General features: G+C 74.6%; 21 protein-coding genes. 10 read left to right on the top strand and 11 right to left on the bottom strand.

What is annotated here, in order from left to right:
• Window positions 1-65 precede the first annotated feature (65 nt).
• Window positions 66-323 carry a hypothetical protein gene (locus FGG90_RS07875; protein ID WP_165771384.1) on the top strand — a complete coding sequence of 86 codons (258 nt, stop codon included), beginning with the start codon at window positions 66-68 and terminating at the stop codon, window positions 321-323.
• Between the two features lie 69 nt (window positions 324-392).
• Here FGG90_RS07875 and FGG90_RS07870 read toward each other — a convergent pair whose 3' ends face one another.
• Window positions 393-1136 carry a PadR family transcriptional regulator gene (locus FGG90_RS07870; RefSeq protein WP_378143528.1) on the bottom strand — a complete coding sequence of 248 codons (744 nt, stop codon included), beginning with the start codon at window positions 1134-1136 and terminating at the stop codon, window positions 393-395.
• Between the two features lie 263 nt (window positions 1137-1399).
• Between FGG90_RS07870 and FGG90_RS07865 the strand changes: the two genes are divergently transcribed.
• Both FGG90_RS07865 and FGG90_RS07860 read left to right on the top strand, forming a co-directional pair.
• On the top strand, window positions 1400-2095 hold the full coding sequence (locus tag FGG90_RS07865; RefSeq protein ID WP_094128358.1) for a hypothetical protein: 696 nt from the start codon (window positions 1400-1402) through the stop codon (window positions 2093-2095).
• A gap of 228 nt (window positions 2096-2323) precedes the next feature.
• Window positions 2324-3532, top strand: a complete 1209-nt coding sequence (locus FGG90_RS07860) for a DUF2510 domain-containing protein (RefSeq protein ID WP_133065148.1) — start codon at window positions 2324-2326, stop codon at window positions 3530-3532.
• 102 nt (window positions 3533-3634) lie between these two features.
• On the opposite strand, the gene FGG90_RS07855 is transcribed toward FGG90_RS07860, so the two are convergent.
• The 5 genes from FGG90_RS07855 to FGG90_RS07835 form a co-directional block, all read right to left on the bottom strand.
• Window positions 3635-5029 (bottom strand): hypothetical protein, encoded by a 1395-nt coding sequence (locus FGG90_RS07855; protein WP_094128364.1) that lies wholly within the window; start codon window positions 5027-5029, stop codon window positions 3635-3637.
• Window positions 5030-5036: 7 nt separating this feature from the next.
• Window positions 5037-5918 carry a TIGR03943 family putative permease subunit gene (locus tag FGG90_RS07850; protein ID WP_237583256.1) on the bottom strand — a complete coding sequence of 294 codons (882 nt, stop codon included), beginning with the start codon at window positions 5916-5918 and terminating at the stop codon, window positions 5037-5039.
• Complete coding sequence (locus FGG90_RS07845) at window positions 5905-6882, bottom strand: permease (protein ID WP_378143602.1); 978 nt, start codon at window positions 6880-6882, stop codon at window positions 5905-5907. Before FGG90_RS07845 ends, FGG90_RS07850 begins: the two co-directional genes overlap by 14 nt.
• A gap of 394 nt (window positions 6883-7276) precedes the next feature.
• Window positions 7277-8188, bottom strand: coding sequence for a hypothetical protein (locus FGG90_RS07840; protein ID WP_165771385.1), 912 nt, complete (start codon window positions 8186-8188; stop codon window positions 7277-7279).
• Entirely contained in the window at window positions 8185-9384 is a 1200-nt protein-coding gene (locus tag FGG90_RS07835; protein WP_094128370.1) for a hypothetical protein, read from the bottom strand. The genes FGG90_RS07840 and FGG90_RS07835 overlap by 4 nt, the downstream gene beginning before the upstream one ends.
• Window positions 9385-9511: 127 nt before the next feature.
• Between FGG90_RS07835 and FGG90_RS07830 the strand changes: the two genes are divergently transcribed.
• From FGG90_RS07830 to FGG90_RS07820, 3 genes are all read left to right on the top strand, one after another.
• The gene (locus FGG90_RS07830; RefSeq protein WP_237583253.1) at window positions 9512-10045 is read left to right on the top strand and encodes a Dabb family protein; all 534 of its coding nucleotides are present in this window, start codon (window positions 9512-9514) and stop codon (window positions 10043-10045) included.
• Window positions 10046-10156: 111 nt separating this feature from the next.
• A complete protein-coding gene (locus FGG90_RS07825; protein ID WP_094128373.1) occupies window positions 10157-11203 on the top strand; it encodes a CPBP family glutamic-type intramembrane protease in 1047 nt (348 codons plus the stop codon).
• A gap of 79 nt (window positions 11204-11282) precedes the next feature.
• Window positions 11283-12071 carry a glucose 1-dehydrogenase gene (locus FGG90_RS07820; protein WP_094128376.1) on the top strand — a complete coding sequence of 263 codons (789 nt, stop codon included), beginning with the start codon at window positions 11283-11285 and terminating at the stop codon, window positions 12069-12071.
• A 45-nt stretch (window positions 12072-12116) separates the two neighbouring features.
• Here the strand turns inward: FGG90_RS07820 and FGG90_RS07815 are convergent, their stop codons facing one another.
• The 5 genes from FGG90_RS07815 to FGG90_RS07795 all read right to left on the bottom strand — a co-directional run bounded on the left by FGG90_RS07815 (window position 12117) and on the right by FGG90_RS07795 (window position 15934).
• Window positions 12117-12566, bottom strand: a complete 450-nt coding sequence (locus tag FGG90_RS07815; protein ID WP_094128379.1) for a hypothetical protein — start codon at window positions 12564-12566, stop codon at window positions 12117-12119.
• Window positions 12567-12733: 167 nt separating this feature from the next.
• Window positions 12734-13798: an NAD-dependent epimerase/dehydratase family protein gene (locus FGG90_RS07810; RefSeq protein ID WP_094128382.1), complete on the bottom strand. Its 1065-nt coding sequence runs from the start codon at window positions 13796-13798 to the stop codon at window positions 12734-12736.
• Window positions 13795-14724: an MTAP family purine nucleoside phosphorylase gene (locus FGG90_RS07805; RefSeq protein ID WP_094128385.1), complete on the bottom strand. Its 930-nt coding sequence runs from the start codon at window positions 14722-14724 to the stop codon at window positions 13795-13797. The genes FGG90_RS07810 and FGG90_RS07805 overlap by 4 nt, the downstream gene beginning before the upstream one ends.
• Before the next feature lie 93 nt (window positions 14725-14817).
• Entirely contained in the window at window positions 14818-15591 is a 774-nt protein-coding gene (locus FGG90_RS07800; protein ID WP_094128388.1) for an isocitrate lyase/PEP mutase family protein, read from the bottom strand.
• 118 nt (window positions 15592-15709) lie between these two features.
• Complete coding sequence (locus FGG90_RS07795; RefSeq protein ID WP_094128391.1) at window positions 15710-15934, bottom strand: hypothetical protein; 225 nt, start codon at window positions 15932-15934, stop codon at window positions 15710-15712.
• 140 nt (window positions 15935-16074) lie between these two features.
• On the opposite strand from FGG90_RS07795, the gene FGG90_RS07790 reads away from it, so the two are divergent.
• Genes FGG90_RS07790 through FGG90_RS07775 form a run of 4 tightly spaced genes read left to right on the top strand, consistent with a single transcriptional unit; the run spans window position 16075 to window position 18866 of the window.
• Window positions 16075-17370 (top strand): molybdopterin molybdotransferase MoeA, encoded by a 1296-nt coding sequence (locus tag FGG90_RS07790; protein WP_094128394.1) that lies wholly within the window; start codon window positions 16075-16077, stop codon window positions 17368-17370.
• The gene (gene moaC / locus FGG90_RS07785) at window positions 17363-17860 is read left to right on the top strand and encodes a cyclic pyranopterin monophosphate synthase MoaC (protein WP_094128398.1); all 498 of its coding nucleotides are present in this window, start codon (window positions 17363-17365) and stop codon (window positions 17858-17860) included. Before FGG90_RS07790 ends, moaC begins: the two co-directional genes overlap by 8 nt.
• Window positions 17857-18438, top strand: a complete 582-nt coding sequence (locus FGG90_RS07780) for a molybdenum cofactor synthesis domain-containing protein (protein WP_237583251.1) — start codon at window positions 17857-17859, stop codon at window positions 18436-18438. The genes moaC and FGG90_RS07780 overlap by 4 nt, the downstream gene beginning before the upstream one ends.
• Window positions 18435-18866, top strand: a complete 432-nt coding sequence (locus FGG90_RS07775) for a molybdenum cofactor biosynthesis protein MoaE (protein WP_043675319.1) — start codon at window positions 18435-18437, stop codon at window positions 18864-18866. The genes FGG90_RS07780 and FGG90_RS07775 overlap by 4 nt, the downstream gene beginning before the upstream one ends.
• Window positions 18867-18902: the final 36 nt, after the last annotated feature.

Raw genomic sequence — 18902 nt, 5'->3', positions numbered from 1 at the left:
AGCGGGGACGCGTACGGTCGATGCACGGCGCCACCGCGCCGCATCGACCAGAAGAGGAGAGCACCGTGAGCGACATCGAGAACCCCCGCGACCCCGCCGACCGCGACCTGGACGACACCGGCGTCGACGAGGAGGAGCTCGTCGGCACCGACGCCCGCGACGCCGAGGAGGCCATCGACGCCGAGCGCGTCGTGCCGCTCGACGACGACGCCGTGGACGCGGGCGACGACGAGAACGGCGGCCTCGGCATCGACATCACCGAGTCCGACGGCCCCGACCTCGAGGCCGGCGACGACCTCGACACCGGAGCGGCCGCGCGCTGACCCGCCCCGCGCACGACGACGGCCCCCGCACCAGCGGGGGCCGCCGTCGTCTCCGGGTGATGCCCGGGATCAGTCGGCGAGGATCGCGTACAGCGCGCGCCGCGTCTCGTCGAGCTTCGCCGCCGCAGCCTGGCGCTGGGCGTCGGTCGCGTCGTGCATGAGCGGCTTGATCACGCCGGCGAGCTTCATGAGGCTCGTCTGGAACGCGTCCTCGCCCTCGGAGCGGTCGGTGGTCGCGGCCCAGGCGGCGTCGATGCCCGCGCGGTTCTCCTCGACGTGGGCGCGGCCCGCGTCGGTGAGGGAGTAGACGCTCTTGGATCCGGTCTCGTCGGCGACGATGAGGTCCTCGTCGACGAGCTGCTGGAGCGTGGGGTAGACGGATCCGGGGCTCGGCCGCCAGGCGCCCTCGCTCTTCGCGGCGATGCCGGTGATGAGGCCGTAGCCGTTCGAGGGCTCCTCCGCGAGGAGGGAGAGGATCGCGAGGCGGACGTCGCCGCGGCGGGCGCGACCGCGTCCGCCGCGTCCGCGTCCCGGGCCGAAGCCGGGGCCGCCGAAGCCGCCCATGCCCGGGAAGCCGCCCATGCCGGGGAAGCCGCCGGCGCCGGGGAAGCCCGGGAACCCGGATCCGCCCTCGCCCGGGTGGAAGCCGCGGGCGAGCGGGTGGCCGGGCATGATGCGCGGGCGGCCGCCGCGGTGGTGCTGCATGCGGGGCTCGTGGCGGTCGGCGGGGACGCCGTCGCGGGAGCGGTCGTGGTGGTCGTGGTGGTGGTCGTGGCGCGGGTCGTGGTCCGCGTGCTGGTCGTGGGTGCGCATGTCGCGCTCCTTCCGGTCGGGATGTCAGGGGATCGCGACGTGCTGTCGCGATGCATCGACGATATGTCGCCGACAGTCGGAAGTCAACAGGCGCGTATCCGACGGTGGCGGCGCTTCCCCGTGATCCCGGGGGAGCGCACCGCGAACCTGGCCTTCACCTGGGAAAGGAGAACCCGTCCCAACCCGTTCCGCCGCGGCGCCGAAGTCCCTGTGTCGCCCGGGGGATCCGGGTGGATCCCAGCCCACACAGCGAAGGAAACATCATGCGCAACCTCACCAAGTCCGTCTTCGGCCTCGCCACCGCCGGCTTCCTCGTCGTCGGCCTCGCCGCCTGCTCGACCCCCTCCGACTCCGGCTCGTCCTCCTCGTCCTCGTCGAAGCCCGCCGCGACCGCGACGACCGAGGCGAACCCCACGCCGCTCGCGTCGATCCCGACCCTGACCGGCGTCGACACCAAGGTCACGCTCGACTCCGGCTTCACCGGCGCCCTCACGACACTGGGCCTGACCCCCGGCGTCATCGGCACCGCGACCCTCGACGGCGCCACCGGCACCCTCGCGTTCCCCATCACCGGCGGCAACGTGAAGTACTTCGACCCCCAGCAGTCCTACCGCCCCTACGTCCAGGGCGAGATCGACCACTCCGGCTCCGGCATCAGCCTCACCGCCGGCTCCACCGTCGTGAAGCTCACCGACTTCGTCATCGACCCCGGCACCAGCCGCCTCACCGGGTCGGTCCAGGTCGGCGACGGCGAGGTCATGAAGGACGTCTACATCTTCAACCTCGACGGCACGACCCTGAAGCCCCTCGCCATGGAGGGCGACAACGCCGTCCTCGAGGGCACCACGGTCAAGGTCAGCCCCGACGCCGCGTCGCTGCTGAACAGCACCTTCGGCACCACCGCCGTCACCGACCAGCTCGTCGTCGGCATCGCCAAGATCACCGTCAACACCAAGTAGCACCCACCCGGCTCCGCCGGGACGCACCACCTGCGCTCACAGCAGAACGCATCGACGGCCTCGTCTCCCTCACCGGGAGCCGGGGCCGTCGGCGCGTGCGGGGGCGGTCGGAGTCGCGTCCTCGGGCTCTCCACTGACAACGACTTCGCCGTCGTAGGCAGCACATGCACAAGAAGTGCCCCCGGAAGGGGTCTGTCCGTCGGAGCGCCTCACGTCCAGGCTGACGAGGTGACAGCGACTCCGCCCGGTTGGTTTCCCCATCAAACCGATCCTGACATCGAGGTGTTCTGGGACGGCTCCGCGTGGACGGGGGAACGGCGAAGCGCTCAGGGCCAGGGGGATCCGAGCGTCGAGCCGGATGCCTACGCCGATTCGATGCCGTCAGCCGGGCCGCGAAACCCTGGGCATCGTCGTCCATCGGCTGCTCCGTTTCGCAGCGTCCGCGAACTCGTCGGCCCTGGTCTGGCTTTCGTTAGCTCAGTTCGAGGGCGGTGGATCGTCGGCGGCCTCGTCTTCTTGCTTCTCCTCGTGGCGGTCGTCGTCCCCGTCACCATCGGCGGCATCGAGACACAACAGAGGGAGCAGGCGACAGCCCGAGAGGCGCAAGTGCGTGCTGACCGTCTGGCCAACGACGCCCGGTCGGATGCACTCGTGTCTCGCGAAGAGACCCTCGATGACGTCCGTGAGTTCCTGCTCACGGACCTCAGCTACGCGCCGGAGGACATCGTCGCTGATCTGGCCGATGCGACCAAGGATTTGGAGAGCGTCTCGGTCACTGACACGAGTGCCATCAATTCCGCGGTCTCCCGCGTGAAGAACGGCATGACGACCGTGGGAAAGCCATACACATGGTCCATGTCCTGCATGGACACCGCTCATCAGACCCATCAATTTCCCGACTTCCGTTCCGTGTGGGCGTCGACGCTGCCACTCAGTCGTTGTGAGTCCGGCACCAAGAGCGGCACGTTCTACACCGAGACGCAGAGGGCTGCGCTGGCGTCCGGCGCGATCAGCAGCCTCGAAGGCAACGGCACCTTGCAGAGCATCTGTGCCGAGCTGGGATTCGGCAGCTACGCCGGCATGGAGAGCTACAGCACGAGTCAGGCCAAGGAGCTCGCCGGTGCTCTCACCGTCTGCCCGGAGCATCCCAAGGCGGCTGACGTGCGAGCGCGCGTGGACAACTCCATCGCGGAGGACGCTGCCATCGCGGAGGGGCGCGCGTTCGGCGAAGGTGTGAAGCGCATCGGCGAAGTCATCCAGCCGGGCACTTATGTCACGGAGGGGGAACTCGACGGCTGCTACTGGGAGCGGACGGATGCGGCTGGCGAGATCATCGACAACAACTTCATCAACGACGGTCTGCGCGCAGAGGTGATCATCCGACCGGGTGATTACTCCTTCAGCTCCACCAGGTGCGGCACGTGGCGTAAGCAGTGATGGCGTGCCAAGTCCGAATCAACCGGATTGCATGCAGGAGCCAGACGTAAGAATGCTCGAACAGTCGGCGGGCTCTCCGCCCACGTGGCGGTACCCCGGGCGTCAGCCGATCGTGACCGCGAAGCCCGCGACGCTGCGGGTCACCGTGCCGGTGGCCAGCTCGACGAACAGCGTGGTGACGGTCGAGTCGCGGGGGTTCCGCGGGTAGTCGTCGCTCGCGCCGCGGGCCGGATCCGGCACCGTCTCGAGCAGCGCGAAGCGGCCGTTGGGCGTCACCTTCAGGCCCGTGATGCGGGTCGCGGGATCCGCGGGCACGTACACGTCGCTCGCCGTCCCGTCGCGCACGACCACGAGCCGCTGCGTGGCGGTGCCGGTCGCCGCGTCGAGGGACGTGCGCACGCGGAGGACCGCGGCGTCGTCGCCCGGGACGAACGAGATCGCGCCGTCGTACTGCAGGTCGGCCCCGCCCGTCTCGGTGGGCAGCTGCGTCTGCTGCGCGGTCCGGAGGTCGATCTCGGTCGTCGAGCCCGGATCCGTGACCGCGAGCCGGGTGCCGTCCGCGGAGAACGGGCCGAGCGTCCCGTGGCGGCCGAGCGGCACGATGGGCGCGGATCCGTCGACCGTCACCAGGTACATGTCGCCGTCCTGCCCGTGCGCCACGAGCTGCGGGCGGCCGGGCACGAAGCCCCACGCCTGCACGCTGAGCTCCCGCCCGTCGAGGCCCGTCACCGGGGTGGGGGCGGCGCCGGCGCCCACGTCGTCGACCATGAGGGTGTCGTCGTAGGCGCCGCCGTCGGCGCTCGTGAAGCGGAAGCCGACCGTCGTGCCGGCGTCCTCCGCGTGCAGGTCGTCGAGCGTGCCGCGGCCGGGGAGCGGGAGGTCGGCCTGGCCGGATCCGTCGAGCGCCGCGATGACGAGGCCGTTCGTGCCGTCGTCCTGGAGGGTCGCGACCACGAGCGACTTCCCGACGACCGCGTACTCCTGGATCTTCGTGGCCTGGAATACCACGTCGCTCGTGCCCTCGCCGCCGCTGCCGGCGACGCTCTGGCGGAGGATCCGGTCGGCCTGCTGCTCGCCGCCCCGCACGAGCACGTACATGCCGGGGTCGCCCGTGCGGAACGACGTCGCGAGGTCCGACGCGGGGCCGCCGCCGACGCCCCGCACGCCGTCGATCGAGACGGTGTAGTCGGCGTCGTAGGCGAGCGGGCGCGTGAAGTCGAGGATGATGCGGTCGGCCTGCGTGTCCACGGTGAAGTCGGCGCCGGGCTCCATCCGCACGCGGGACGCGTCGATCGGCTCGACCGGCCGGTTCGCCGCGAGCACGAGCCGCTGGCGCGACTGCTGCACGACGGCGAGCGGATCCACGTCGGTGCGCACGAGCCGCGGCCCCTGGCTGCCGGCGACCGCGAGCAGGCCGCCGGCGACGAGCACGAGCACGAGGATCACGGCGGTGAACGCCCGGCGGAAGGCGCGCGGGGATCGGGCGGCGTCGGTCACGGGCGGCTCAGTAGACGTAGGGGTCGGCGGGCTGGTCGACCTTCGTCACGCCCTGCGGCATCACGGCGAGCGGCTGCCGGCTCTTCGCGCTCGGGTTCGAGGCGAACGGACCCTTCACCTCGACCCACTCGTCGGTCTGGAGCGTCGACTTCCAGCCCGGCTGGTAGACGGGCACGCCGACCGGCTGCGCGTCGACCGCGCAGCAGGTGACGACGAAGCGGGTCACGTAGAAGACGTCGTCCGGGTCGTCGGGGTCGGCGCTGACGAATCCCGTGATGTCGACGGACTTCGAGGTGAAGAAGGTGGGGTCCGTGGTCTGCACGAGGAGCTGCGACCAGTCCTTGACGCCGAGGGTCGAGAAGTCGCTCGTGCCGAGGAGCTCCTGGTCGGGCGCGGCGTCGGAGGCGACCGTGCTCGAGTTGAGGGCCCGCTGGGTCACCGTGCTCTGGGTGAGCGTGCGCGGCGGGAGCACGAGGACGGCGACGACCGTGATCGTGACGACCGTCGCGACGGCGACGCGGGAGGCGCGGGCGCGGAGGGTGCGTCGGGCGGCGGGGGACGCGGATCCGCCGCCGTCGTGGTCGTGCGCGTGGTCGTGGTCGTCGGCCGCCTCGGCGGGGCGGAGGGCGAAGCCGGCGACGGTGGCGACGAGGCCGATGACCGCCATGATCGCCGTGAAGACGAAGTAGCGCGGGTGGATGTAGAGGCCGAGCTGGCCGGTGATCGTGAGCCACAGCGTCGAGACGATGCACGCGGCGAGGAGCACGAGGCCCACGGTGGAGGAGGCGCGGCCGCCCGCGGCGCGGCGGCGGCGCGCGCGGCGGAGGGCGGGGGCGGGCCGCTCGTCGGCGGTCCGGTCGTCGTCCGTCCGGTCGTCAGGCGATCGCATTGACACCCCATCCCAGCGCGAGGCTGATCAGCGCGACGACCGAGGTGATCATCACGAGCGTGCGGGTCGAGTAGGTGGTGCGCATGAGCGCGAGCATCTTCACGTCGATGACCGGGCCGAACACCAGGAAGGCGACGATGCCGCCGGGCAGGAACACGGATCCGAACGAGAGCACGAAGAACGCGTCGACGTTGGAGCAGACCGAGACGACGAAGGCCAGGAGCATCAGCGCGAGCACCGAGAGGATCGGGCTGCCGCCGAGCGTGACGAGCACCTCGCGCGGCACCGCGACCTGGATGAGGCCGGCCAGCAGGGAACCGATGACGAGCGCCGGCATGATCGTGGTCGCCTCGCGGCCGAACAGCGAGATCGACTTCCGGACGCGGGCGCCGCCGTGCGCGTGCGGGTCGGGCAGGGCGCACTCGGCGCGGAACTCGTCGGTGAGGAGGCGGTCGGGATCGGGGTGGAGGCTGAACAGCCAGCCGACCACGTTCGCGATGAGGAAGCCGCCGACGAGGCGGGCCACGAGGATCCAGCCGTCCCAGCCGAAGGCCGCGTGCGTCGTGATGATGGTGATCGGGTTGAGGATCGGCGCGGCCAGCAGGAACGTGATCGACTCCGGCACCGTGAACCCGCGCACCACCAGGCCGCGGGCGAGCGGCACGTTGCCGCACTCGCAGACCGGCAGCGCCATGCCGAGGAACGAGATGCAGGCGCGGCGCGCGAAGGGGTTCCGCGGCAGGCGGCGCTCGATGACGCCGGGCGGCACCCACACCTGCACGACGATCGACAGGACGATGCCGAGGATCACGAACGGCAGCGACTCCACGATGACGCTGACCGAGAGGGTGACGAGGTCCTGCAGGCGGTCGGGCAGGACGCTGTCGCCGAGCGCGGGGGAGGCGGCGCGGAGGGCGAGGAGCAGGAGGACGAGGGCGAGGCCCGTGACGAGACCGGTGCGGATCCCGGAGGCGGACGGGCGCGGGGCGTCGTGGTCGTGGGCGTGGGCGTGCGCGGCGGGCGGGGGCGGTGCGGTGAGGGTGGCGGTGGCGGCGGCGGTCGCGGTGCCGGGCGTCGTGCCGGCCGCCGCGTCGACGTCGCGGGGGCGCCGGTCGCGGATCCGCTCGCGTCGCGGACGGGCGGACCGCGCGGGCCGGTCGAAGGGCGAGGCGCCGTCGTCGTCCGGGGCGAAGGGGCTGTGCCGGTCCGTCATCGCGGACCGGTGGCGCGGGGCCGGGGTCCGAGGGGCGGTCGCACGGGAACCACCCTAACCGCGGCGTCGACGCTCCCCTGGGAGAGCCGCGGCGGGAGCGGGCGATCCGCGGAGCGGCCGTGCAGCCGATCCCGGGCGGCGTCCGTCATGGTCCTCCGGGCGCGACCGGGAAGCGGACCCGGCAGACGTAGCGCACGATGGGATCCGCCGAGTCGGTGCCGAGGCGCGCGTCGTCGCCCGTGCCGATAACCTGCACGCGCACGCCGGACTCGCCGAGGCACGACGCCTGCTGCCGCACCCACGCCTCGCCCGCGAGCACCCGCTCGACCGGCACGTCGGGGCGCACCGCGTCCGGCCGCTCCCGGACGACCTGCTCCCAGGCGGCGTCCGCGGCATCCCGGAGGGCCACGGCGGTCTCCGCGTCGCTGAGCTCCCCGCGCGTCTCGGTCGGCGGCTGGGGCGTGAAGTCGGGGGCGGGCACGCCGAGCCGGGGACCGGGGGCGGACGGCGGGCCCGGCGTGGACGTGGGCGCCCGGTCGCGTGCGCCGTCGCCGTCGCCGTCGCCGTCGGGGAGGAGGCCGGCGGCGGAGGCGGATGCGAGGCCCGCGACCAGGCAGACGGCGGCGATCGCGGCGGTGAGCGGGCCGGGGCGGAGGAGGCGGCGGCGGGCGGGCGCGGCGTCCGCTGCGTCGGCGGCGTCCACGGCATCCGCGCCGTCGGGGGCGGCGTCGGCGGGCGGAGTCGCGGAGGCCGCGGCCGAGCCGTGCGGGCGGGCCGATGCCCCCGATGCCGTGTCCGCGGGGCCCGCGGTGTCCGCGGTGCCGGACCCCGGCGCTGGGCCTCGGGTGACCGCGTCCGCCGCCGCGTCCCGCTTGAGCATCCGCCGCCCCTCGGTCGTCAGCCGCCGCTCCGCGTCGAGGAGCGCGTCGCGGGTCGCGTCGTCGGATCCGTCGCGTCCGTAGACGGCCCGCCGCAGCTCGGCCAGGTGCGCCGCGGCGTCCGGGTCGTCGCGGAGGCGCCGACGGAGGGCGCCATCCGGAGCCGGGTCGGCGCTCATCCCCACGCCGGCGGCTGCGCCGGGCAGCGGGACGACAGCGCGCCGTCCATGCCGTCGGGGATCGGGGACCACGGGTCCCCGGCCTTCGCGCGCGCCACGTACTCCTCACGGCCGGGCACCGCATCCGTGTACGGCCGGCCCGCGACGGCGTAGCAGGGCAGGAGGAACGAGACGAGGTAGTCGTGCTCGTAGGCGAGCTCGGCGTCGGTGCGCGGGTCGGGCTGCTGCATCGGGAAGCGCGCGTAGCAGGACCACACCTCGACCGGATCCGCGTCCTGGTAGGTGATGCCGCCCCCGCCGACGACCGACGCCTCGATGCCCGCGGCCCGGAGGCACTCGACCTGCTGCTCCGGGAAGTCCTCCTCGGACACGACGCGCTCGAGGGCCACCTCGGGCCGCACGGCGCCCGGGACGCCGGACGCGAGCAGCTCCCAGCTCGCGTCGGCCTCGCGCCGGTAGACGGCCGCCATCTCCTCGTCGGTCGCGCTGACGTGCGGCGGCGGCGAGGCCGTGAACGGCGGGACGGCGGACGCGCGGCGGCCGTCGGGCGTGCCCATCGCCTCCACGCGGGATCCGCGGCCGTCGGCGGGGGAGGACGCGGTCGGGGCGGCGGCGGGGACCGCGTCGTCGAGCAGGCCGGATCCGGAGGCGCCGAGGAGGCCGCCGAGCGCGAGGGCCGCCGTGACGGCGGCGACCAGGACGCCCGGCCGGATGCGGCGGTCGGCGCGGGCGGGCGGCGCGTCGTCGGGCTGCGCCGCGGGTGCGGTCGTCGGGGGCTCGTCCGCGGTGGAAGCATCGGCATCGGCGTCGGAGTCGGTATCGGCGTCGGTATCGGCGTCTCCGTCTCCGTCGGCGTCGGCGGACGCGGGACCGGCGGATCCGGCGGCGGCGGTGACAGCGGCCCGCGCGGGGGACGCCGAGGCCCGCCGCTCGCCGTCGAGCAGCGCGCGGCCCTCGGCGACGAGCCGCACCTCCTCGGTCAGCAGGGCGATCAGCGGGGCGGGGAGCGCGGCATCCTCGATGCCGGTCGCCTCCCGGAGGACGGCGGGCACGGCGACGAGCGGCGCCGCGGACGCGTCCCGGCCGTAGGCGGCGCCGCGGAGGTCGTCGAGGCGGCGGGTCGCGGCGTCGTCGTCGCGGAGGCGTCGGGCGAGCGCGTCGTCGTCGGCCGCGCGGTCGGTGCCGGATGCGCGCATGCGGCCTCCTCGTCGCCTCGCCGGATCCTCCGAGGCTACGTGCCGCGCGCCCCCGGCGACAGGGCCCGGACGGGGGTCATCGCCCCGCGGCCGTGCCGATCGCGGGCGGGCGGGCCAGGCTCGATCCATGACCCCCGTCACCCCCTACCCCTCCCTCACCGACGCCGAGCTCACCGCCCGCGACCACGTCCCCGGGCTCGTGCACCACGTCGTGCTGTTCCGCCTCCGCGACGACGCGACGGACGCCGAGCGCGACGAGGTCGAGCGCCGCTTCCGCGCGCTCGCCGACTCCCCGCACCCCGACGGATCCGGCCCGTACATCCGGTCCCTGCACGCGGGTCGGCAGTCGAGCCCCGAGGGCGTCGGCCGCGGCTTCGAGCTGGGCTTCGTGCTCACCTTCTCCTCGGAGGGCGACCGCAACCTCTACCTCGGGGAGCCGCTCATCGCGGATCCGACGCGCATCGACCCGCAGCACGCCGCCTTCAAGGACCACGTCGGCCCGCTGCTGGCGCCGGACCCGCACGGGGTGCTCGTGTTCGACTTCACGGAGCCGTCGACGGAGCCGCAGCCGGAGCCGTCGACGGAGCCGCAGCCGGAGCCGGAGCAGGCGACGGAGCCGGCGGTGTCGGCCGACGGCCCCGCGGGGGCGTCCGCGGCCTGATCCCGCGCCCCAGAAGCGGGCCGTGCCGCCGTCGAGGCCGCGCGCCGTGGACGCCGCGGCCAGCATGGGTGGGACGACCGCCGCCCACGATCCGCCGACGAGACGAGTCCCGTGCCCGCATCCGCCCGCCCCTCCTCCTCCGCCCCGTCCGCATCCGAGGACCGGGACGAGGCCGCCGCCCTGGCGTCGGATCCGCGCCTCGACGCGCAGACGCGACGCCCGCAGTCGTGGATCCGCGCCGTCGCGGTCGCGCTCCTCGCCTGGGTCGTGGTCGGCGCGGGGCTCGGCGTCGCCATCGGCATCGCGGACGCGGTCGCGAAGGCGACCGGGGCCGGCCTGCTGGGGAAGGTCGTGCTGCAGGCCGTGCTGATGTCCGCGCTCGTCGTGCCCGTCGTGGTCCTCCTGCGACGGAAGGTCGACCGCCGCAGCCTCGTGAGCCTGGGCCTGTCCCGCCGCGTCGGGCCGCCGATCGCGCTGGGCGTCGGCGTCGGAGCCGTCACGGGCGCCGCCGTCTGGGTCCCGGCCGCCCTCCTCGGCTGGATCCGCGTCGACGGCGTCGACCTCGCCGCCTTCGCCGGGTTCCTCCTCCTCAACGGCGTCGTCCTCGCGCTCTACGAGGCGATCCCCGAGGAGCTCGCCCTCCGCGGGTACATGTGGACGAACCTCCGAGACGGCACCGGCCTCGTCGTCGCCACGCTCCTTACCACCGCCCTCTTCCCGGCGATCGGCGTCGTCATCGAGTCCGGCCGCTGGATCCTACGGACCATCGCCGGATCCGACACCGGCGCCTTCACGCCGGTGCCCGACGGGAACGACGCGATCGTCTACGTGCTCCAGCTCGGTCTGTTCGGCCTCGCGCTCGTCGCCGCGCGGCGGATCCCGATGGAGGGCGCGCTCCTCATCGCGATGGCGTTCCACTGGACGCAGCTCACGGTCACCCGCATGCTGCTGGGCGGCATGGACTGGGCGTCGTCGGGCTGGGACGTCGCGTTCGTCGAGCCGGACGCGATCGCGCTGGTGCTCGTGCACATCGTGCTCGCCGGGATCGTCTTCGTCGCCGTCCGGTGGCGGAGGGAGCGGCGGGCGCCCGGGCTGCGCGCGGTGCGCGCGGGGCCCGCCGCGCGCGAAGGCCGCGTCCAGGAAACCGACCTACGGTAGGGATGTCCATGCGATCGCATGGACCAGTGGCTCCGCCCACGAGACGCGGGCCGCCGTCCCCGACTCGTCAGGAGACCCCATGACCACCACCCGTTTCACCGACCAGGTCGTCCTCATCACCGGCGGCGGATCCGGCCTCGGCCGCGCCGCCGCCGTCCGCCTCGCCTCGGAGGGCGCGAAGCTCGCGCTCGTCGACATCTCCGAGCAGGGCCTCCAGGCCACCGTCGAGGCCGTCACCGCCGCCGCGTCCGACGCCGAGGTCCTCACCGTCATCGCCGACGTGTCCCAGGAGTCCGACGTCGATGCGTACGTGCAGCAGACCGTTGAGCGCTTCGGCCGCATCGACGGCTTCTTCAACAACGCCGGCATCGAGGGCCGCCAGAACCTCACCGAGGACTTCACCGCGGCGGAGTTCGACAAGGTCGTCGCCATCAACCTGCGCGGGGTCTTCCTCGGCCTCGAGAAGGTCCTCGCCGTCATGCGCGCGCAGGGCTCCGGCATGGTCGTGAACACCGCGAGCGTCGGCGGGATCCGCGGCGTCGGCAACCAGTCCGGCTACGCGGCCGCGAAGCACGGCGTCGTCGGCCTCACCCGCAACTCGGCCGTCGAGTACGGCGAGTTCGGCATCCGCGTCAACGCGATCGCGCCCGGGGCCATCTGGACCCCGATGGTCGAGGCCTCCATGAAGCAGATCAGCGCCGACGACCCGCGCGGTGCCGCGGAGCAGTTCATCCAGGGCAACCCGACGAAGCGCTACGGCGAGGCGGACGAGATCGCGTCGGTCGTCGCGTTCCTGCTGTCCTCGGACGCGGCGTACGTGAACGCGGCCGTGCTGCCGATCGACGGCGGGCAGTCCGCGAAGTACTGAGCGGCGGGATGCGGACCGGCCGGCCGCTCGGGTCGGCCGGCCGCGTCAGCTGAACGGCGCGGTCGGCACCTGGCACGTCACGGGCTGGCCTGCCGCGGCCGTCGACGAGGCGATCTCCTTCACGCCGTCGACCAGGATCCGGCAGGTGAGCGCCTCGCCGTCCACCGGCGTCGCCTGCACGAAGGCCCAGTCCTCCGCGGTGACGACCGACTCGACCGACCAGATGGAGCTCGCCGAGTCGTCGCCGGGGGCGAGCGACGCCTGCCCGACCTCCTGGACGATCGACGGTCGTCCTCGGTGCGACGCCTCGGCGTACGACACGTCGGTCAGCCCGCCGTCGGCGGGTCCGCTGGTCGTGACCTCGTAGGTGATCGAGTAGATGTCGGCGATGTCGTCGGTGATGCCCGAGCAGCCGGCGAGCGCGAGGGACGCGGCGCCGACGGCGAGGGCGATCCCGGAGCGCGCGGCGATGCGGCGGCGTGATGCGGGGGTCATGCCCCCAGTCTCGTGCGACGCCGCGTGGGCGTCGTCGGCCGGAGGTGCCGGGGTCGACGGCCGGGCGGCACCCGGGTACGACGCGCCGTGGCGCAATTCGACCCGACCCGCCCGGACCCGACCCGCCCGGACTCGCCCGGACCCGACCCGACCCGACCCAGCGCCCCTCAGCCGACCGCGCTCCGCAGCGGCGCCGTCGCGAACTCGCGCATGCCCTCCTCGAAGCCCACCTGCGGCTCCCAGCCGAGCTCCGTGCGGAGCCTGTCGGACGACGCCGTGATGTGCCGCACGTCGCCCAGCCGGTACTCGCCCGTGGTGACGGGCGCGGATCCGCCCGCCTCGCGAGCGAGCGCCTCGGCCATCTCGCCGATGGTGTGCACGGTGCCGCTGCCCACGTTGAAGGCGCGGAAGGACCCGGGGTCGCGGTCCGCGGTCCACGCGAGGGCGGCGAGGTTCGCGCCGGCGACGTCGCGCACGTGCACGAAGTCGCGGCGCTGCCGGCCGTCCTCGAAGACGCGGGGCGCCTCGCCGCGGGCCAGCGCCGACCGGAACAGCGACGCGACGCCCGCGTAGGGGGTGTTCTGCGGCATGCCGGGCCCGTAGACGTTGTGGTAGCGGAGGGCCGCGGCGCGACCGCCCGTGGCGCGGGTCCACGAGCTCGCGAGGTTCTCCTGCGCGAGCTTCGTGGTGGCGTAGACGTTGCGCGGATCCAGCGGCACGTCCTCGCCGATGAGCGCGGGCACGAGCGGCTCGCCCGTGGCGGGATCGACGGGGTCGAACATCCCGGCGTCGAGGTCGGCGACGCGGCGCGCGGGCGGGCGCACCGGGCCGGCGGCGCCCGCGTAGGCCCCCTCGCCGTAGACGACCATGGAGCTCGCGAGCACGAGGCGGTCGACGCCGGCGCGCGTCATGGCGGCGAGCAGCACCGCGGTCCCGCCGTCGTTCGTGTGCACGTAGTCGGGGGCGTCGAGGAAGTCGACGCCGAGGCCGACCTTCGCGGCCTGGTGGCACACGACGTCGACGCCGTCGAGCGCGCGGGCCACCTGGTCCGGATCCGTGACGTCGCCGTGCACGAGCTCCGCCCGCGGGTCGATCTCGGGTGCGCCGCCGTGCACGTCCGCCCGCAGCGAGTCGAGGATCCGCACGCGACGGCCCTCCGCAAGCGCCGCCGCGACGACGGTGCCGCCGATGAAGCCCGCTCCGCCCGTGACGAGGAGGATCCCGTCGCTCACGAGCGCGCGCCCGTCGCGTCGCCGGCGCCCGAGGCGGGCCGCGCGAGCACGGAGGCGACCGCATCCGGGTCGATGAGGGGCCGGCCGCGGTAGTCGGCGGGGATCGCGCGGATGACCGCCTCGATCGCGCGCACGATGCGCGGCTGCGCGTCCCGGAGCCGCGCGAACACGAGCTCCGCGGTGACGGCGTCGCCCTGTTCGCCGGGGAGCGGCGCGAGGCCGGCGTCGGCGTCGGTGACGAACGACAGGTTCACGGTGCCGATGTTCAGCTCGGACGCGAGCACCACCTCCGGGTACTGCGTCATGTTGACGATGTGGGCGCCCGCCTGGCGGAACCACAGCGACTCGGCGCGCGTGGAGAAGCGCGGTCCCTGGACGACGACGACCGTGCCCGAGGTGCGCAGCGGCCCGGCAGGATCGGCGCGGTCGCCGCCCTCCAGCTCCACGAGCGCGGCGGCGGCGAGGCCGTGCAGCTCGGGGTCGAACGGATCCGCGGCGGAGAGGTGCTGCACGACGCCCTGGTCGAAGAAGGTGTCCGGTCGTCCCCAGGTGCGGTCGAGGAGCTGGTCCGTCAGCACGAGCGATCCCGGCGGGTAGTCCGGCGAGACGCCGCCTACGGCCGACGACGACACGATGGCCGAGACGCCGAGCGAGGCGAGCGCCCAGACGTTCGCCCGGTAGTCGATGAGGTGCGGCGCGACCGAGTGGTCGGCGCCGTGGCGGGTGAGGAACGCGATGCGCCGCCCGGCCAGCTCGCCCACGGTCACCTCGCTCGAGGTGGGGCCGAACGGCGTCTCGATGCGATGGGACGTGCTGGTCGCGGGGTCGAGCAGGGCGTAGAGGCCGGATCCGCCGATGACGCCGATGTCGGCGCGCGGGGTGGATGCGGGTGCGGCGGCGTCCGCCGGTGCGGGGGTGTCGGTCACGGGGGCTCCTTCGGGGGCGGTGGCAGCAGTCAACCAGTGCACGCCGGACGCGGGCTCCGCCGCGACGGCCGAGCCCGGGTCCGCGTGACGGCGTCAGTTGAGCGGGCGCGTCCCCTCGGGGAGCGCGCCGCCCGCGTAGAGGTCCTTCGCCGTGTCCTGCAGCGCGGTGAGCGCGACGCGCTGGGTCCACGGGCCGTAGGAGATGCGCGCGACGCCGAGCTCCTCGAATCGGGCGGGGGAGAGGGAACCGGGGACGCCGATGACCGTGAGGACCTGCGGGCCGAGCGCGTCGACGAGGGTGCGGACCTCGTCCTCCGTGAGCGGGCCGGGCACGAAGATAGAGGTGGCGCCCGCGGCCATGTAGGCACGGCTTCGCTCGACGGCGTCGGCGAGGATGTCGGACCGGTCGCGGTCGCCGCCCAGCACGTAGGCGTCGGTGCGGGCGTTGAGCGCGAACGGCACGCCCTCGGCCTGCGCGGCGGCGACGGCCGCCTCGACCGCGCGGATCGACTCGTCGAGGGGGCGCATGCCGTCCTCGAGGTTCGCGCCGACGACGCCCACGCCGATGGCGCGGCGCACGGTCTCGCCCGCGTCCCCGTAGCCCGACTCGAGGTCGGCCGAGACCGGCTGCTCGACGGCCGTGACGATGCGGCCGATCATGTCGAGGTGGAGGTCGAGCGGGATCTTCTCGCCGTCCTCGTAGCCGAAGGTCGCGGCGATGGAGTGGCTCGCGGTGGCGAGCGCCTTCGTCTCGGGGAGCGAGCCGATGGCGGAGGCGGTGATGGCGTCCCACACGTTCACCACCCTCAGGAGCTCGGGTGCGGTGTGGAGGTCGACGAGGGTCTGCCCGCGGGCGGCGATGGTCATGGTCCGACCCTAGGACGGCCGGGCGCCGGGGGGCAGGGGCGGCTTCGGGACCCGGACACGCATCCGCCGCGGACGCCTGGGGAGGAGCGGACGGCGCCCGTCCGGGGACGCGGCGGGCTCAGCCCCGGCGACCGGCCGCCGAGCGGACGGCCGCGGCGATCAGCCCCGCCCCCGCGGTGACCAGGGCGAGGGCCGCGACGAGCGCGAGGAGGCCCAGGTCGGATCCGCCCGTCGAGACGACGACCCCGACCACGCCCAGCACGACGGCCGCGACGACGAGGACGCCGCCGACCCCGGCGGCCACGCGGCGGATGACGGCGGATCGGCGCTCGTGCGGGTCCATGGGCCCATGGTCGCCCGTGCTCGGCGACGGTGGCAAGGCCCGCCGGGGCCGGTGCGCGGGGCCCGGGCGCGCATGGGTCCGCCGACGCCGCCCCCGAGCGCCGCCCCCGAGCCCCGCCTGCCCCGGGGGATGATGGGGGCATGACCTCCGACCGCTCCGCCGGCCGAGCGCGCCGCAGCGTGGCCGAGCACCGATCCGCGGTCGCGGCCCTCCTCGCCCCGCTCGCCGACCTGCCCTCCGAGGAGCTCGCGGTCGACGCCGACGCCCTCGCGGCGGATCCGCACCGGCACGCCGGCCGCGTCCTCGCCGACGACGTGCGGAGCGGCATCGACCTGCCGCCCTTCCGCAACTCGCAGATGGACGGCTACGCGGTGCGCGTCGCCGACCTCGCGACCGCGACAGACGCGCGCCCCGCGGTCCTCCGCATCGCGCCGCGCGTCCCCGCGGGCGTCGCGCCCGCGCCCCTCGCGCCCGGGACCGCGGCCCCCTGCATGACCGGCGCGCCCGTCCCGTCCGGCGCCGACGCGATCGTCCCCATCGAGGCCGCGATCCCCGACCGCTTCGTCGACGAGACGGCGACCGACGCGACCGTCTCCTTCGTCGCCCCCGTGGATCCGGGCGCCTTCGTCCGCGCGCAGGGCAGCGACCTCGCCGCGGGCGGCGTGCTCGTCGCCGCCGGCACGCGCCTCCTGCCTGCGCACCTCGGCGTCCTGGCATCGGCCGGCGTCGTGCACGTCGCCGTCCGCCGCCGTCCCGTCGTCCTCCTCCTCTCCACGGGCCTCGAGCTGCGCGGGCCCGGCGAGGAGCTCGCGCCCGGGCAGATCCACGACGCCAACTCCGTCGCGCTCGCCGCGTCCCTGCAGGAGGCCGGCGCCGTCGTCCGCCCGATGCGGGTCGCCTCCGACGACCCCGACCGCGTGCGCGACGCCCTCCGCGACGCCGCGACGGGCGTCGACCTCCTCGTCACCACGGGCGGCGTGAGCGCGGGCGCCTACGAGGTCGTCCGCGACGTGCTCGCCGGCGGCGGCGTCGAGTTCGTCTCCGTGGCCGTGCAGCCGGGTGGGCCGCAGGGGCTCGGGACGGCCGAGCTCGGCGGCTCCCGGATCCCGGTCGTCGCCTTCCCCGGCAACCCCGTGAGCGCCCTCGTCTCGTTCGAGCTGTTCCTCCGTCCCGTGCTCCGGCGGATCGCCGGGCACGCGCACCCGGAGCGCCCGTCCCGCGAGCTGCCGCTGGCGGAGCCGCTCGACTCGCCGGTCGGGAAGCACCAGGTGCGACGCGGGCGCCTCGACGCCGACGGTCGGGTGATCGCGGTCGGCGGCCCCGGATCCCACCTCCTGCACGCGTACGCGACCGCCACCCATCTCGTCCACATCCCCGCAGGTCCCGCCCGGCTCGAGGCCGGCGACCCCGTCACCGTCTGGAGCATCGATGACTGATCCCGCGACGAGCGCCGCCGCGCCGTCCCTCACCCACCTGCGGCAGGACGGATCCGCGCACATGGTCGACGTCACCGACAAGGCCACGACGAAGCGCCGCGCCGTCGCGCAGGCCGTGCTCGTGACCCGGCCGGAGGTCGTGTCCGCCGTGATCTCGGGCGACCTCCCCAAGGGCGAGGCGGTCGGCACGGCGCGAATCGCGGGGATCATGGCGGCGAAGCAGACATCCAGCCTCATCCCGCTCTGCCACCCGCTGCCCATCGGGCGCATCGAGATCGACATCACGGGGGCCGACGACCGCCTCACGGTCGTCGCGTCGGTGAGCACCACGGGCGTCACCGGCGTGGAGATGGAGGCGCTCACCGCGGCCTCGGTCGCCGCGCTCACGCTCTACGACATGCTCAAGGCCGTCGACGCGCGGGCCGTGATCACCGATGTGCTCGTGCGCGAGAAGCAGGGCGGCAAGTCCGGCGACTGGGAGCGGGCATGACCGCCGCGGATGCGCGGGGTGTGGCGGTCGTGATCGTCGCGTCCACGCGCGCCGCCGCCGGGGAGTACGAGGACCGCACGGGTCCCGTCATCGCCGCCTGGCTCGCCGAGCGCGGCTTCGCGGTCGACGGCCCGCACGTGCGCGCCGACGGACCCGGGGTGGCTGCCGCGCTCGCCGAGGCGGTCGCGGGCGGCGCGCGCGTGATCCTCACCACGGGCGGCACGGGCATCACGCCCACCGACCGCACCCCCGAGGCGACGGCGCCGCTGCTCGACCTCGAGATCCCCGGGATCATGGAGGAGGCCCGCCGCCTCGGCACGGCCCACACGCCGACGGCCGTGCTCACGCGCGGGCATGCGGGCGTCGCGGGCGGCGCATTCGTGATGAACCTGCCCGGCTCGCCGGGCGGCGTACGCGACGGGCTGGGGCTGCTCGACCGGATCCTCGACCACGTGCTCGCGCAGATCCGCGGCTCCGTGCACCCGGCGACGGACACGGCGGCCGACACGGACACGGGCGCCGACTTCGACTCGGGCGCCGACGACGACGCGGTCGACGACCGGGGAGCCGCCTCGTGACCGCCGACCGCGTCCTCTTCGCGCGCATCGCGGGCGGCGCGATCCGCGTCGAGGACTGCGCCGACGCCGTCCGCGCCGACGACGCCGGCGCCGTCGTGACGTTCGAGGGCGTCGTGCGCGACCACGACGACGGCAGGGGCGTCCTCTGGCTCGACTACTCCGCGCATCCGGCCGCCCGCCAGGCGATCCGGCAGGTCGCGCTCGACGTCTCCGCCCGCTACCCCGACGTGCGGATCGCCGTCGAGCACCGCATCGGCCGCCTCGGCATCGGCGACGTGGCGCTCACGTGCGCCGTCTCCTCCGCGCATCGGGCGGACGCGTTCGCCGCGTGCGGCCTGCTCGTGGACGAGGTCAAGCAGCGCGTCCCCATCTGGAAGCAGCAGGCCTTCGACGACGGCACGAGCGAGTGGGTGGCGTCGCTCGGGTAGCCCCTTCGGCCGCGTCGCCGAGCGCCGCCCGAGCAT

Origin of the sequence: Clavibacter michiganensis subsp. tessellarius (genome assembly GCF_021922985.1) — a bacterium.
In the GTDB taxonomy this organism is placed as follows: domain Bacteria; phylum Actinomycetota; class Actinomycetes; order Actinomycetales; family Microbacteriaceae; genus Clavibacter; species Clavibacter tessellarius.
This window is presented reverse-complemented; position numbering and strand designations above follow the sequence as displayed.